The sequence below is a fragment of the Pseudomonas sp. MWU347 genome (assembly GCF_017947305.1).
GTDB classification, from domain to species: Bacteria; Pseudomonadota; Gammaproteobacteria; order Pseudomonadales; family Pseudomonadaceae; genus Aquipseudomonas; species Aquipseudomonas putida_A.
On sequence record NZ_JAFGZB010000011.1, the window covers coordinates 138,925 to 153,005 of the forward strand.

Annotated in this window: 12 protein-coding genes; 8 read left to right on the top strand and 4 right to left on the bottom strand. The window is 61.7% G+C overall.

All coding sequences use genetic code 11. The features are described from left to right. Positions 1-53 precede the first annotated feature (53 nt). On the bottom strand, positions 54-1,430 hold the full coding sequence (locus tag KCG87_RS22720) for an L-serine ammonia-lyase (RefSeq protein ID WP_123587210.1): 1,377 nt from the start codon (positions 1,428-1,430) through the stop codon (positions 54-56). Positions 1,431-1,565: 135 nt separating this feature from the next. Here KCG87_RS22720 and KCG87_RS22725 point away from each other — a divergent pair, with 135 nt between their 5' ends. Both KCG87_RS22725 and KCG87_RS22730 read left to right on the top strand, forming a co-directional pair. Continuing rightward, positions 1,566-2,513 (top strand): LysR substrate-binding domain-containing protein, encoded by a 948-nt coding sequence (locus tag KCG87_RS22725; RefSeq protein WP_007914183.1) that lies wholly within the window; start codon positions 1,566-1,568, stop codon positions 2,511-2,513. Between the two features lie 200 nt (positions 2,514-2,713). Beyond that, entirely contained in the window at positions 2,714-3,118 is a 405-nt protein-coding gene (locus tag KCG87_RS22730; RefSeq protein ID WP_027610895.1) for an HPF/RaiA family ribosome-associated protein, read from the top strand. Between the two features lie 282 nt (positions 3,119-3,400). On the opposite strand, the gene fecA is transcribed toward KCG87_RS22730, so the two are convergent. The 3 genes from fecA to KCG87_RS22745 all read right to left on the bottom strand — a co-directional run bounded on the left by fecA (position 3,401) and on the right by KCG87_RS22745 (position 7,356). Next, positions 3,401-5,731 carry a TonB-dependent Fe(3+) dicitrate receptor FecA gene (gene fecA, locus KCG87_RS22735; protein ID WP_210558921.1) on the bottom strand — a complete coding sequence of 777 codons (2,331 nt, stop codon included), beginning with the start codon at positions 5,729-5,731 and terminating at the stop codon, positions 3,401-3,403. Positions 5,732-5,938: 207 nt separating this feature from the next. Then, on the bottom strand, positions 5,939-6,871 hold the full coding sequence (locus KCG87_RS22740; RefSeq protein ID WP_210558922.1) for a DUF4880 domain-containing protein: 933 nt from the start codon (positions 6,869-6,871) through the stop codon (positions 5,939-5,941). Beyond that, positions 6,868-7,356: a sigma-70 family RNA polymerase sigma factor gene (locus KCG87_RS22745; RefSeq protein WP_139053820.1), complete on the bottom strand. Its 489-nt coding sequence runs from the start codon at positions 7,354-7,356 to the stop codon at positions 6,868-6,870. The genes KCG87_RS22740 and KCG87_RS22745 overlap by 4 nt, the downstream gene beginning before the upstream one ends. Positions 7,357-7,533: 177 nt before the next feature. Between KCG87_RS22745 and KCG87_RS22750 the strand changes: the two genes are divergently transcribed. The 6 genes from KCG87_RS22750 to KCG87_RS22775 all read left to right on the top strand — a co-directional run bounded on the left by KCG87_RS22750 (position 7,534) and on the right by KCG87_RS22775 (position 13,943). Beyond that, positions 7,534-7,839 (top strand): DUF3649 domain-containing protein, encoded by a 306-nt coding sequence (locus KCG87_RS22750; RefSeq protein ID WP_007967542.1) that lies wholly within the window; start codon positions 7,534-7,536, stop codon positions 7,837-7,839. Continuing rightward, positions 7,836-9,419 (top strand): PepSY-associated TM helix domain-containing protein, encoded by a 1,584-nt coding sequence (locus KCG87_RS22755; protein WP_210558923.1) that lies wholly within the window; start codon positions 7,836-7,838, stop codon positions 9,417-9,419. The genes KCG87_RS22750 and KCG87_RS22755 overlap by 4 nt, the downstream gene beginning before the upstream one ends. Beyond that, positions 9,419-9,745 carry a DUF3325 domain-containing protein gene (locus KCG87_RS22760; protein ID WP_097090424.1) on the top strand — a complete coding sequence of 109 codons (327 nt, stop codon included), beginning with the start codon at positions 9,419-9,421 and terminating at the stop codon, positions 9,743-9,745. Before KCG87_RS22755 ends, KCG87_RS22760 begins: the two co-directional genes overlap by 1 nt. 1 nt (position 9,746) lies before the next feature. Next, positions 9,747-10,313: an RNA polymerase sigma factor gene (locus tag KCG87_RS22765; RefSeq protein WP_003221797.1), complete on the top strand. Its 567-nt coding sequence runs from the start codon at positions 9,747-9,749 to the stop codon at positions 10,311-10,313. After that, positions 10,310-11,299, top strand: coding sequence for a FecR family protein (locus tag KCG87_RS22770; RefSeq protein ID WP_210558924.1), 990 nt, complete (start codon positions 10,310-10,312; stop codon positions 11,297-11,299). The genes KCG87_RS22765 and KCG87_RS22770 overlap by 4 nt, the downstream gene beginning before the upstream one ends. A gap of 214 nt (positions 11,300-11,513) precedes the next feature. Next, the gene (locus KCG87_RS22775) at positions 11,514-13,943 is read left to right on the top strand and encodes a TonB-dependent receptor (protein ID WP_210558925.1); all 2,430 of its coding nucleotides are present in this window, start codon (positions 11,514-11,516) and stop codon (positions 13,941-13,943) included. The last annotated feature ends 138 nt before the right edge of the window (positions 13,944-14,081 follow it).

Below are 14,081 nucleotides of genomic sequence, written 5' to 3' on the forward strand. Positions count from 1 at the left end.
CACGGTTGGCGGGCCGCAAGTTGCGGCCCGCCGGGACGGTCAGGCAATGCGCGTCAGCATTCCACCCAGTTCACAGCCAGGCCGCCCCGTGAAGTCTCTTTGTATTTGTCGTGCATGTCGGCGCCGGTATCGCGCATGGTGCGGATTACCCGGTCGAGGGAAATGAAGTGTTTGCCGTCGCCGCGCAGGGCCATTTGCGTGGCGTTGATCGCCTTCACGGCGGCGATGGCATTGCGTTCGATACACGGCACCTGCACCAGGCCGCCGACCGGGTCGCAGGTCAGGCCGAGGTTGTGTTCCAGGCCGATTTCAGCGGCGTTTTCCAGTTGCTCCGGGGTTGCGCCGAGCACTTCAGCGAGGCCCGCCGCGGCCATGGCGCAGGCCGAACCGACTTCGCCCTGGCAGCCGACTTCGGCGCCGGAGATCGAGGCATTTTTCTTACACAGAATGCCGACGGCGGCGGCGCCCATGAAGAAAGCGACGACGTCATCGTCAGACGCGTCCGGATTGAATTTCATGTAGTAGTGCAGCACCGCCGGAATGATCCCGGCCGCGCCATTAGTCGGCGCGGTGACCATGCGCCCGCCGGCAGCGTTCTCTTCGTTGACGGCGAGGGCGAACAGGTTGACCCACTCCATCGCCGACAGCGTCGAACTGATCACGTTCGGCTTGCCGATTTCCAGCAGGCTGCGGTGCAATTTCGCCGCGCGGCGCGGCACGTTCAGCCCACCGGGCAGGATGCCTTCGTGACGCAGGCCTTGCTCGACACACTCGCGCATCACCGACCAGATGTGCAGCAAGCCGTTACGGATCTCAGCGTCGCTGCGCCAGGCCCGTTCGTTGGCCATCATCAGCTCCGACACGCGCAAGTTGTGCTGCTTGCACAGGCTCAGCAGTTCGGCGGCGCTGGAAAAATCGTACGGCAACACCACGTCGCCGGCCGGCGCCACACCGGACTCGGCTTCCGCCGCTTCGATGATGAAACCGCCGCCAATCGAGTAGTACGTTTGCGTGAACAGCTCGGCGCTTTCGCCAAAGGCTGTCAGCGACATGGCGTTGGGGTGGTAGGGCAGGCTTTCGTCCAGCAGCAGGAGATCGTGCTGCCAGTTGAAGGAAATTTCTCTCTGGCCGGCCAGCAGCAACACGCCGCTTTCGCGCAGTTGCTGGATGCGTGGATCGATGGTCGCCGGATCGATGCTGTCCGGCCATTCGCCCATCAGGCCCATGACCGTCGCGCGGTCGGTGGCGTGGCCGACGCCGGTGGCCGACAGCGAACCGTACAAACGGATTTCCACGCGACGCACATCGTTGAGCAAGCGTTGCTCGATCAGCGCCTGGGCGAAGGTCGCGGCGGCGCGCATCGGGCCGACGGTGTGGGAACTGGACGGACCGATGCCGACTTTGAATAGATCGAAAACACTGATAGCCATGCTAAACCCTTACAAGCAATGGAGTAGGAATCGCTGCCATTTTTTGTAGGACAAGCGCAATGTCGGCGATACTGCCTACCTCGGTCCTACGTGACTAACGAAATTTCCTAAGTAAGCCTTTAGCAGGACTAAACAATGAGTCGTCAATTGCATGCCCAGACCTACGTCTGGCTGCAGGTGTTTTCCTGTGCCGCGCGGCACCTGTCGTTCACCCGTTGCGCTGAAGAGCTGCACATCACTCCGGGGGCGGTCAGCCAGCAGATTCGCCAGCTGGAAGAGCGCCTCGGTTTTCGCCTGTTCCACCGACGGGCGCGGGGCGTGGAGTTGAGTGCGGAAGGCCAGCGACTGGCCATCACGGTTAACGAGGCCTATGGCAGCATCGATGCTGAATTGCGTCGTCTGGATGCCGGGATGATCAGCGGGATTCTGCGGGTGCGTTCGATTCCGTCGTTCCTCAGCAAATGGCTGACCCCGCGTTTGCCGCGTCTGCAACAGCGTTATCCGGACATCCAGTTACGGCTGGTGGCCGAGGACAGCAGCGTGCCGTTGCACGAGGGCGATTTCGATCTGGCAATCGATCTGAACGACGGCAGCTATCCGGGGCTGTTATCCACAGCCTTGCTCGATGAGCAGATTTTCCCGGTTTGCGCGCCGAGTTTGCTGCGCGGGCGTCCGCCGCTGCATGGGCCGGCGGACTTGGTGCATTTCCCGTTGTTGCACGACATCACCGCCTGGCGGGGCAGTTATGAATATGCGGAATGGGAGTTTTATCTGAACGCGATTGGCTTTGAAGGCGCCGACGTACGGCGTGGGCACACGTTCAATCGCAATCACCTGACCATCGAAGCGGCGATCGCCGGTATGGGCGTGGCGATTGCCCGGCGCACGTTGCTCAACGATGAACTGGAGCGCGGGACGTTGATTGTGCCGTTCGGCCTGTCGGTGCCCAACCACAAACGCTACGTGCTGCTGTATGCGCCGGGGGCCTTGAGCCATCCGGGCGTGCGCGCGGTGCATGACTGGCTGGTGGAGGAGGCGGGGATTTTCCGCAGCTTGCACCCGTTGAACGACGGGCAATTGTGAGCAGATTTTGCAGGGTTGCGAAGCGACCCAACTCCCGACCTTACCAGTGACTTGCCCGGTTGTCCGGCTTTTTTTGCGAATGAATATTTATCTTTTTTCAGGGGTTGAAATGTTCGTCGGTCGGGCCGATTGTTGTAACCAGGAGGTCAGGAAATCCAATTCAAGGCCTCTGGCGAGCTAGCTGAAATAAGGGATGAACTATGCAAATCCAAGTCAACAGCGATAACCATATTCAAAGCAGTAAGCGACTGGAGGAGTGGGTACGTACAACTATTGAGAGCACGCTCGAACGTTATGAAGAAGACCTGACCCGTGTCGAAGTCCACCTGAGCGACGAGAACGGCGACAAACCAGGTCCCCATGACTTGCGCTGCCAACTGGAAGCGCGGCCAAAAGGCCATCAACCGATTTCCGTCACCCACAAAGCCGATTCGCTGGAACAGGCGATCGACGGTGCAGCCGAAAAACTGGAACACGCGCTGGAGCACCTGTTTGGCAAACTGCGAGGCAAACCTCGCGCCGCCATCGTGCCATTCAGCAAGGCGAATGATGCACTGCTGGAGGAAGAATTTCTCGAGAACGAACAGGCAGCGATCAACAGTTGATACGCTGATTTTTCAAGCCACCCCATGAGAACGGGCCTGCGCAAGCAGGCCCGTTTTTGTTTGTGGCGTTTTTTGCGCAGGGCATCAGAAAGCGGCCCCTCACCCCAGCCCTCTCCCTCCGGGAGAGGGGGCCGACCGAGGTGTCTGACGTGAAACATCGACCTGAAAGACCGACTCGACTATGGATTCGGCAAAGTAGAATCAGGTCGGCGTACTTCGCAAGCATCCCGCAATCAGTCCCCTCTCCCTTGGGAGAGGGTTAGGGTGAGGGTTTTTTCAATCTCAGAACGCGAGGGTGGTTTGCACGTACACCGTGCGCGGTTCACCCACGTACTTGCCTTTATTGTTGTCATCAAACGAGCGGGTGAAATACTGGGTGTTGAAAATGTTCTTCACCCCCACCGCCACGTTCAGATCCGACAATTGCGGGCCGAAGTCATAACCGGCGCGGCTGCTGAACAGCATGTAACCGGGGATCTTGCCGGTGCTGCCGTCGGCGCTTTCCCTGGAGGTGTTGGCATTGTCGGCGAACTGGTCGCTCTGGAAGCTGCTGTCGACGTTGAGTTTCCACGGGCCCTCGGTATAACCGACGCCAATCGTGCCTTTGTGTTTCGACGAGAACGGCACGCGATTGCCCTTGTTCGGCCCGTCCTCACGGATGGTCGCGTCAACATAGGCATAAGTGGCGTACACATCGAAACCGGCGAGTGCCGGGCTCAAGTCATCCAGCGCGTAGTTGACGCTGGTCTCGATGCCCTGATGGCGGGTCTCGCCTCGGGCGATCACCGAATCGTTGGTCTGGTTGCTTTCGTACTGGTTGTCGAAGTTGATCAGGAACGCACCGATTTCCGCGCGCAGGGTGCCGTTGTCATAACGGGTTCCGAGTTCCCAGGTGCGGGCCTTCTCCGGTTTGACTTCGCCGCTGCTCACACGGTTGGGCATCTGACTGTATTGCACGCTGCCGAACGAACCTTCGGTGTTGGCGTACAGATTCCAGCTGTCGCTCAGGTGATACAGCACGTTCAGCGCCGGCAGCGCGGTGTTGTAGTCGCCCTTGTATTTGACGTCGGTCAGGTTGTTGGTCTGCTGCGACTCGATCATCTCGTAGCGCACGCCCGGAGTGATGGTCCATTTGCCGATGTCGATGCGATCGTCGACGAACAACGCATTGGCTTCGGTTCCACCGCGGGTGTCGCGGTCGTTGCGGCTGTCGGTAGTCGGGTATTGGTTGCTGCTGATCGGCGTGCGATAGCGCAACTCGTGGCCGGCCTCGTTGATGAAGCGGTAACCGACGCCGACTTCATGGCTGGTCGGGCCGAGGTCGAAGCCTTGGGCGAAACGCGTTTCGAAACCGCGTACCCAATATTCGCGCGGTGACAGCGAGAGGAAACTGCCCTGATCCAGATAGCCGCTGCGCAGGGTCTTGGTGAAGAAGGTGTTGGCGGTGAATTCGCGGCGATCTTCCTGATAGCGATAGCCGAAGTTGAACATTGTGCGGCGACCCCAGAACTGGTCTTTCAGGCGCGTCGACTGATACGGATCGGCGTCGTAATCGGCAACGCTGAGGCCGCCGGGCATGTCGGCCTTGCCTTCGTAATACTGGGCCATGGCGTTGAAGCTGTTGGCCTCGTCGAGCTGGTATTTGCCCTTGAGGATCAGGTCGTCGATTTCGCTGTCGCTGTGTTCACGCCAGTCACCGCCACGGGTGCCGGAGTACAGCAGCGCGCCGCCCAGACCATTTTCGTTGGTGCCGCCGGCCAGCAGGTTGGCGTTGGTCTTGAAGCCGTCATGGCTCGACGACGGACTGGTCTCAGTCTGGAAACCACCCTTGACCGTCGGCGCGTCGGGAATGGCACGGGTCACGAAGTTGACCACCCCGCCAACGTTCTGCGGGCCGTATCGCACGGCGCCGCCGCCACGCACCACGTCCACGGCATCCATGTTGCCCATGCTGATCGGCGCAAACGACAACTGCGGTTGGCCGTACGGTGCGAATGGCACGGGAATGCCGTCCATCAGTACGGTCGAGCGCGCGGCCAGGCGCGGATTGAGGCCGCGAATGCCGAAGTTCAGCGCCATGTCATGGCTGCCGGTGCCGTTGTTTTCCGGAGCGTTGACCCCGGGGATGCGGTTGAGCACATCGCGCGCCTGAGTCGCGCCTTGACGTTCGAAGTCTTCGCGGCGGATCACATCGCGGGCGCCGGGGTGTTCGAACACGTTGACCTGCGCCGCTTCACCGAGCCAGTCACCGACGACTTTCGAGGTGTCCAGCTCCAGCGCCGTGTCGCCGACCGGTTGCAGGCTGAAGGCATTGTTGCCTTCGGCGCGGGCTTGCAGGCCGGTGCCTTCGAGCAATGCATCGAGACCTTCTGCGGTGCTGTAGCTGCCTTCGAGGCCACGGCTTTGCACGCCGCTGGTGATCTGCGAACCGAAGGAAATCAGCACGCCGGCTTCACGACCAAACTGGTTGAGGGTGTTTTCCAGCGATGCCGGGGCGATGTGGTAAACCCTGGTTTCGGCGGCCATGGCCGGCAGAGCGCTGAAGCTCAGGCTGGCGCCCAGTATGAGGTTGCGCAGGCGACGGGCCAGTGGCGTGAGGCGGGTGGGGTGCATGAAGGGTGATCCTGAGAAGGTTGAATCAAGGGGGCTTTCCTTCTCTGTCACGCCAGATCTGAAAAACGGCTCACGGTTTACGAATATTTTTTGCATGACTGATTTTGTGGCGAGGGAGCTTGCTGCCGTTGGGGCGCGAAGCGGCCACTGTATTGAGGGCCTGTTGCGCAGGCCAGCGGGAGCAAGCTTCCTCGCCACAGTTTTGTTTTAAACCCGGGCCTCGACGCTGACCCAATAGCGGGTAAACCGCCGCACTTTCACCGGCAGACTGATTTGCAGCAGATCAAGAATCCGCTCGCTGTCGTCCAGTGGATAGGTCCCGGAGATCAGCAGGTCGGCCACTTTCGCATCGCAATGTAACTGGCCGCGACGGTAGCGGCCGAGCTCTTCAAGAAAATCGCCCAGGCGCATGTGCGCGGCAACCAGCATACCGTCGGCCCAGGCACCGCTGTTGGCGTCCAGTGGCTTGGCTTCGCTGACCGAGGTGGCGCTGAAACTCAGCTGACGGGCAACGGGTAGCCACATCGGCTCGCGCCCGGGGCGGGTCAATTCGACCTGGCCTTCGAATAGCGCCACCTGCGTGCGATCGGCAAATTGCCGGACGTTGAGTCGGGCAGCACTGGTTTTCAACAGCCCTTGCGCCGTGCGCACTTCGAACGCTTGGGCGGTGCTTAGGAGGATCTCGCCTTCCAGCAAACGGATCAGCCGTTGCGTGCTGTCCACGTCCGCTGCGCTCGCGGTGTTGAGCTGCAACTGGCTGCCCGCACCCAGCGTAACTTTGCGGCGCTCCCCCAGCGGGCTGCGGTAATCGGCGAGCAGCGTCGGCAGCGGATTGTGCTCGCGCATGCCCCAGGTGACGGCAGAACCGGCACCCAGAAGCAGCAGCAACTTGAGCGCCTGACGGCGACTGGAAGACTTCTGCCCGTTCAACGCGGCATGGGCCAATGGCGAAGCCACGCCGCGCAAGCGCTGGTTGACCCGCTGCATGTGTTCCCACGCCCGACGATGTTCGCTGTGGGCGTCCAGCCATTGCTGCCAGGCTTGTTGCTGACGCGGGGAGAGCGTCCCCTGCTGCATTTCCATCAGCCAGTGCACGGCCTGTTCGGCCACTTGCGCGGAGAAATCCGGAGCGCGGTTCATAGGGCGAAATAGCAGCGCAGGGCGGCTTTGTGCAGATGACGTTTGACCGTGGCCACCGAGATGCTCAGCTCGGCGGCGATTTGCGGATAAGTCAGGCCATCGACCTGCGCCAGCAAAAAGGCGCGCTTGACCAGACGCGGCAAGCCATCGAGCAGCTGGTCCAGCTCGATCAGGGTTTGCAGGATGATCGCTTTGTCTTCTTCCGATGGCGCAACCATTTCCGGCATCTGCGCCAGCGTGTCGAGGTAGGCGCGTTCCAGATCCTGACGACGGTAATGATTGAACAGCACGCGTTTGGCGAGGGTGGTGAGGAAGGCGCGCGGCTCGATGATCACTGCGGGTTCGCGAGAGCTGAGCACGCGGATGAACGTGTCTTGCGCCAGATCCGCCGCGCTGTCCGGGCAGCCGAGTCTGCGCCGCAACCAGCCGGTGAGCCAGCTGTGGTGGTCGTGGTAGAGCGATTCGACGGGATGGGCGGACGGCAAGGGTATTACTCCGGGCGCATAATCGATGCGTTAGAGAACAAGAACTGTTCGCATTGTAGGGGTGCGCGGCGGTGTCCGGCAATCAGATGCTTTTGCGTATGAGAATATTTATCATTAATATTGCTCGCCTGTTGGTTCGGCTTGTCGGCCGGACGTTTTTCGTTTCAGGGTCGAAACATGAAAGGCAAACTCGCCTCACTTCCCATGTCCTATCGTCTGGCTGTCACTTCGCGGGTGCTGGCGGCGGTGTTCGGCGGCTATCTGGTCGCGGCGCTGGCCAGTGTCGCGTTGACGATGTGGCTGCCGTTGAGCCGCGCCGAAGCGGTGGTGACCGGTATGACCATTTCCTTTCTGGTCTATCTGGTCGCGGTGCTGTGGTGCTTCGCTTGCCGCACGGCGTGGTCGGCGTGGGTCGGTTTGCTGGTGCCCAGCGTGATTCTGGCAACGGTGTCGGGTGCCGCGCGGGGCTTGGGTTACGCATGAAAGAGGGCTTTCGTCAGTCGATGGCCTGGCTGCACACGTGGACGGGGCTGGTGTTCGGCTGGCTGCTGTTTGCGATTTTCCTCACCGGAACGCTGGCCTATTTCAAGGATGAGATCAGCCACTGGATGCAGCCGGAAATTCCCGCACGACCCATCAATGCCGAAGCGAGCCTGACCCTGGCGCAAAGTTACCTGCAGCAACACGCCGCCGGCGCCTCGCGCTGGCTGATCGACTTGCCCGACGCCCGTGACCCGGGCCTAACGGTGCGCTGGCAGCAGGTGCCGAACGCACCGGGCCAGCGCGGCAAGTTCGAATCCAGAACACTCGACGCGCAGACCGGCAGTGAAGTCCAGGCCCGCGAAAGTCTGGGCGGCGAGTTCTTCTATCGCTTCCATTTCCAGCTGCAAATGCCTTATCCATGGGGCCGCTGGCTGGCGACGATGGCGGCAATGGTGATGTTCGTCGGGCTGATCACCGGCATCATCACCCACAAGAAAATCTTCAAGGACTTCTTCACCTTTCGCCCGCGCAAAGGCCAGCGTTCATGGCTCGACGGGCATAACGCGGTCGGCGTGCTGGTATTGCCGTTTCACTTGATGATCACCTACAGCAGCCTGGTGATTTTCATGGCGATGGTCATGCCGGCGAGCATTCTGGCGTCCTATAACGGCGACGTGCGCACCTTTTACGACGAAGTTTTTCCGGCATCGAAGACCCCTGAGCCAGCCAACCGGGCGGCGCCGCTGAGCCCGATGGCTCCACTTCTGGCCAAGGCCAGCGAGCAGTGGGCGGGAGGCAGCACCGCGCGGCTGACAGTGAACAACCCGGGGGACGCGAATGCCTCGGTGGTGCTGTCGCGCCGTGGCGACCGCGTCGTCCACGATTTCGGTCGCGCGGTGACGTTCAACGGCGTTACCGGCGAGCGCCTCGGCAGCACTCCGGAGCAGCCCGTGGCGATGGCCGTCGGCGGCACGTTCTACGGTTTGCACATGGGCCACTTTGCCGGGTCGACATTGCGCTGGCTGTATTTCATTTGTGGTCTGGCGAGTACTGCGATGATCGGCACCGGGCTGGTGATCTGGCTTGGCAAGCGCCAGCTCAAACACGCCAAGAGCGGCGTGATGCCGTTCGAATTGCGCCTGGTGGAAGTGCTGAACATCGCCAGCATGGCCGGGCTGGTGTTGGCGGTGGCGGTGTTCTTTTTGGCCAATCGCCTGTCGCCGACAGATCTGCTCGGGCGCGCCGATCAGGAAGTGAATGCGTTTTTTATCGCCTGGGCTTTGAGTGTGGTGCATGCGTTGCTGCGCAAAGGGCGCAAGGCCTGGGTCGAACAGCTCGCGCTGGCTGCCGTGCTGTTTATCGCGGCGCCGCTGATCAATCTGACCACACCGTGGAATCTCGGGGTAACGCTGGCGCAAGGTGACTGGACGCTGGCGGGTTTCGATCTGACGTGCCTGGGCGCAGGTCTGTTCCTCGGCTGGGCCGCATGGAAAATGCAGCGTGCCGGCGGCGCCGTCAGCGTGAAAAAAACATCCCGCGAAAAGCCGCGACCGATCGCGCTTGAGCAGGAGGTCAGCTGATGTTGCTGGCGTTGTTGCTGTGCTATGCCGCGTTCAGTGCGCTGTGTCTGTCGATGCCTCGGCACCATGATGAACTGCTCGGCAACAAACCCTCGGCCCGACGCGCACGGGGTCTGAAACTCGCCGGTTGGCTGTTGCTCGGGCTGTCGCTTTGGGCGGCAGTCGCTGCACACGGCTGGAGTTTCGGTCTGGTCGACTGGTTCGCGGTGCTCATGCTCAGCGCCTTGGCGTTGGTGCTGTTGCTGCCGTATCGCCCACGTCTGGCCCTCGCACTGGCCGGGTTGAGCCTGCTGGCCAGTCCGGTCGCTGCCTGGGCGCAGGTCTGACATGCTGATCGGTCATCCCCCGGAATCCCGCGACGACGAGCCGCACGGCGCGCGTGCGCATTTTCTTCAGGTGTTCCTGTCGCAGCGCTCGCAGATGGAGGCGCTGGTCAACCGGCGCGTCGGTTGCCGGGCCACGGCAGCGGATCTGGTGCAGGACCTGTTTCTGCGTTTCTGGCGACGGCCGCTGGTGCAGGTCGAAGAACTCAGCACCTACCTTTTGCGCTGCGCCGGCAACATCGCCATCGATCACTTGCGCAGCGAAGGCACGCGGGTGCGGGTCAACGAGGGTTGGCAACCGGATGCGCCGGACAGCCACGGCAGCGAACCGCAAGCCGCGCTCGAAGCGGGCAATGATCTGCGCCATGTCGAAGCGGCGTTGCGCGCCTTGCCCGAACGCACCCGGCAGATCTTCCTGCTCAATCGCATCCACGGCCGCAAATACGCAGACATCGCCAAAGCCATGGGCCTGTCCCAAAGCGCCGTGGAAAAACATATGATGCGCGCCCTCGAGGCCTGCAAGGCCAGCCTGCGCGAACCCGCGCCACGTCTGCCAGGGAAAGCACCGTGAAAGTCACCGACCGCGTCACCCCGACGCCTGCTCAGGAGCAGGCCGCGCTCGCCTGGCTGAGCCTGCTGCACGACCGCCCGAGCACCGGCGATCAACTGACCTTCAGCCAATGGCTGCGCGCCGACCCGGCCCACGCCGAGGCCTACGCCCAGGCGCAAGTGCTCTGGGAGTTGAGCGAAAGTCCGGCGCGTACCTTGGCCGATGAAGAGGCGTTGGCGTTGCAGGGCTACCTCAATGCGATGGATCGTCCGCGTCGTTTACTGCTGCTGCGCTGGTCGGGCGCGCTGGCGATGGCCGCGTGTCTGATGCTGATGATCAGCCTTGGCACGGGTTGGCAGCCGCAGCGCTGGATCGATGATCTCGGTGCCGATTACGTCTCGGCGCCGGGTGAAGTCCGCACCGTGACCCTGGCCGATCAATCGCAAGTCACGCTGGATGCCGACAGTGCCATCGCGGTGGATTTCAGTCAGGGCGAGCGGCATGTGCAATTGCGCCGCGGTGCCGGATTTTTCAGTGTCGCGCATACGGGGGATCCGTTTGTGGTCGCGGCGGAGAAGGGCGAGGCGCGGGTGCTCGGCACGCAATTCGAAGTGCGTCTGCAGCCCGCAGGTGCGCAGGTCACGGTGCTGTCCGGGCGCGTTGGCGTGACGGCGAATCGCAACGCGCAACAGCAGATTCTGACCGCCGGCCAGCAAGTGGCTTACGGGCAGGGCAGTGCGGAAAAACTGCACGCGGTGGACAGCGAGGCGCAACTGGCTTGGCGTCAGGGCTGGCTGAATTACTACAAGGCGTCACTGGCCGATGTGGTGGAGGATCTGCGGCGCTATTACCCGGGACGGATTGTTGTGCTCAATGATGAACTGGCAGCGCGCAAGGTCAGCGGCAGTTTTCCGAGCAAGGATCCGCAGGCGGTGCTGAGTTCGTTGCGAGGGGTGCTGGGGTTTGAGCAGCATCAGGTGCTGGGGCATCTGATTATTTTGCGCTAGGTCTACTGGCCTCTTCGCGAGCAAGCCCGCTCCCACAGGGGAATGCATTCCAGAATGTGGGAGCGGGCTTGCTCGCGAAGGCGTCAGAACTACCGACACTGCTCTCGAAAAATATTTTCAAATTTGTGGTGAGGTAAACCGCAGCCCCATCCGTGTAGTGACTGAAACTGCGAGTCATTCGCATCCGTTGCGGTTCTACACAGGTCATTGAGCAATGAAGTCCAGGGCAAAATCGGGTTCGGTCAAACAGTGGTTGGGTGTTTCGGCATTGAGTTTTTCGGCGTTGGCGCTGTTGCCGCTGAGTGTGGCGCTGGCCGCTGAAACCGTCAGCAGCCCGACACAGAAACAGTTCAGTTTCTCCCTGAGCGCCAAACCACTGCCCCAGGCTCTGAGCGACTTCAGCCGCGTCACCGGGCAAAGCGTGGTCTACACCGATGAAGCGCCGTACGGCCTCAACGCCCCGGCCGTCAGCGGCCAGATGAGCGCCGAACAGGCGCTGCAACGCCTGCTCAGTGGTTCCGGCATGACCTTTCGCCGTACCGACAGCCACACCCTGGCGCTGGAACCGCAACCCACCGCAGGCGCACTCAATCTTGGCGCGACCACCATCACGTCGATGCGTGACGAGTCGATGAGCTATCAGCCGCCGCAGACCAGTTCGGTGATGCGCTCCTCGGCTTCGCTGCAGGAAATTCCGCAGACCGTCAACGTGATTCCGGCCCAGGTGATCCGTGATCAGGCCCCGCGCAATCTCGACGATGCGTTGGCCAACGTCAGCGGCATCACCCAGGGCAACACCTTGGGCAGCACGCAAGACTCGGTGATGACCCGCGGCTTTGGCGACAACCGCAATGGCTCGATCATGCGCGACGGCATGCCGATCGTGCAGGGCCGTGGCATGAACGCGACGGTCGATCGGGTCGAAGTGCTCAAGGGCCCGGCCTCGTTGCTCTACGGCATTCAGGATCCGGGCGGCGTGGTCAACCTGGTCAGCAAGAAGCCGGAACTGACTCAATACAACGCGCTGACCCTGCGCGGTTCCACCTACGGCGACGGCAAGAATGGCAGCGGTGGCACCTTCGACAGCACCGGGGCGCTGGGCGAATCCGGGCTGGCCTATCGGCTGGTGCTGGACCATGAAGACGAAGATTACTGGCGCAACTACGGCACTCACCGCGAGACGCTGATCGCGCCGTCGCTGGCCTGGTTCGGCGAGCGTACCCAGCTGTCGTTCGGCTATGAACACCGCGAGTTTCTCACCCCGTTCGACCGGGGCACGGTAATCGATCCGCGCACCAACCATCCGCTGGACATCTCGCGCAACGAGCGTCTGGACGAGCCGTTCAACGACATGGAAGGCCGTTCCGACCTGTACCACTTCGAAGCCGACCACGAACTCAACGACGACTGGAAAGCCCATTTTGGCTACAGCTGGAACCGCGAAACCTACGACGCCAGCCAGGTACGCGTGACCGCCATCGACACCAAAAAAGGCACGCTGACCCGCAGCATGGACGGCACGCAAGGCGCGATCAGCACTGACCGTTTCACCACCGCCAGCCTCGAAGGCAAAGTCAACCTGCTGGGCATGCAACATGATCTGGTGTTCGGCGTTGACGATGAGTACCGCAAGATCTACCGCGCTGACCTGATCCGCCAGAAAAGCCTGAGCACCTTCAGCTATGTCAATCCGGTGTATGGCCGTGAAGTCGAAGGCACCACGGTCAGCCCGGCGGACAGCGCGCAGACCGATCTGCTGCGCAGCGATTCGGTGTTTCTGCAGGACTCGATACACCTCAACGACCAGTGGATTCTGGTCGCCGGCGGACGCTTCCAGGAGTACGACCAGTACGCCGGCAAAGGTGTGCCGTTCAAGGCCAACACCGACAGCAACGGGCAGAAATTCGTACCGCGCGCCGGTCTGGTGTATCGCTACACCGACGAATTATCGTTCTACGGCAGCTACACCGAATCGTTCAAACCCAACTCGACCATCGCCCCGCTCAGCGGCAGCAGCACCGTGCTCGACGGCAGCATCGCGCCGGAAGAAGCCAAGTCGTGGGAACTGGGTGCGCGTCTGGATATGCCGGGGCGCATCACCGGCAATATCGCGCTGTTCGACATCAAGAAGCGCAACGTGCTGGTCTCCAATTCTGAAGGCCCGACCACCATTTACAGCGCGGCTGGCGAAGTGCGTTCCCGGGGTCTGGAACTGGACCTGACCGGGCAGTTGACCGATCGCTGGAGCCTGATCGGCGCCTATGCCTACACCGATGCCGAGGTCACCGACGACCCGGACTACAAAGGCAATCGCTTGCAAAACGTGGCGAAGAACAGCGGTTCATTGTCGGCGGTGTATGACTTCGGCAGCGTGATGGGTGGCGACCAACTGCGGGTCGGTGCCGGGGCGCGGTATGTCGGCGAACGCGCGGGCAATGCGGTGAATGATTTCGACCTGCCGAGCTACACCGTGGCCGATGCGTTTGCCACTTACGACACCAGACTCGAAGGGCAGAAGGTCAAGTTCCAGCTCAACGTGAAGAACCTGTTCGACCGCACCTACTACACCTCCGCGGCGAGCCGGTTCTTTGTGTCGATGGGCGATTCGCGGCAGATTTCGCTCTCCAGTACGCTGGAGTTCTGATTCAGGACCGCGTCATCGTTCTTCGCGAGCAAGCCCGCTCCCACAGGTTCCCCGGTCGGACATAAACGTCTTGAACGGCCGCAGACCTTGTGGGAGCGGGCTTGCTCGCGAAGCGGCCCGAACAGGCAATAAAAATCC

Bases quoted from the DNA above. Each gene is read 5' to 3' on its own strand.
- KCG87_RS22720 (WP_123587210.1), bottom strand. From the start codon at position 1,430: ATGGCTATCAGTGTTTTCGATCTATTCAAAGTCGGCATCGGTCCGTCC.
- KCG87_RS22725 (WP_007914183.1), top strand. From the start codon at position 1,566: ATGAGTCGTCAATTGCATGCCCAGACCTACGTCTGGCTGCAGGTGTTT.
- KCG87_RS22730 (WP_027610895.1), top strand. From the start codon at position 2,714: ATGCAAATCCAAGTCAACAGCGATAACCATATTCAAAGCAGTAAGCGA.
- fecA (WP_210558921.1), bottom strand. From the start codon at position 5,731: ATGCACCCCACCCGCCTCACGCCACTGGCCCGTCGCCTGCGCAACCTC.
- KCG87_RS22740 (WP_210558922.1), bottom strand. From the start codon at position 6,871: ATGAACCGCGCTCCGGATTTCTCCGCGCAAGTGGCCGAACAGGCCGTG.
- KCG87_RS22750 (WP_007967542.1), top strand. From the start codon at position 7,534: ATGAAAGGCAAACTCGCCTCACTTCCCATGTCCTATCGTCTGGCTGTC.
- KCG87_RS22755 (WP_210558923.1), top strand. From the start codon at position 7,836: ATGAAAGAGGGCTTTCGTCAGTCGATGGCCTGGCTGCACACGTGGACG.
- KCG87_RS22760 (WP_097090424.1), top strand. From the start codon at position 9,419: ATGTTGCTGGCGTTGTTGCTGTGCTATGCCGCGTTCAGTGCGCTGTGT.
- KCG87_RS22765 (WP_003221797.1), top strand. From the start codon at position 9,747: ATGCTGATCGGTCATCCCCCGGAATCCCGCGACGACGAGCCGCACGGC.
- KCG87_RS22775 (WP_210558925.1), top strand. From the start codon at position 11,514: ATGAAGTCCAGGGCAAAATCGGGTTCGGTCAAACAGTGGTTGGGTGTT.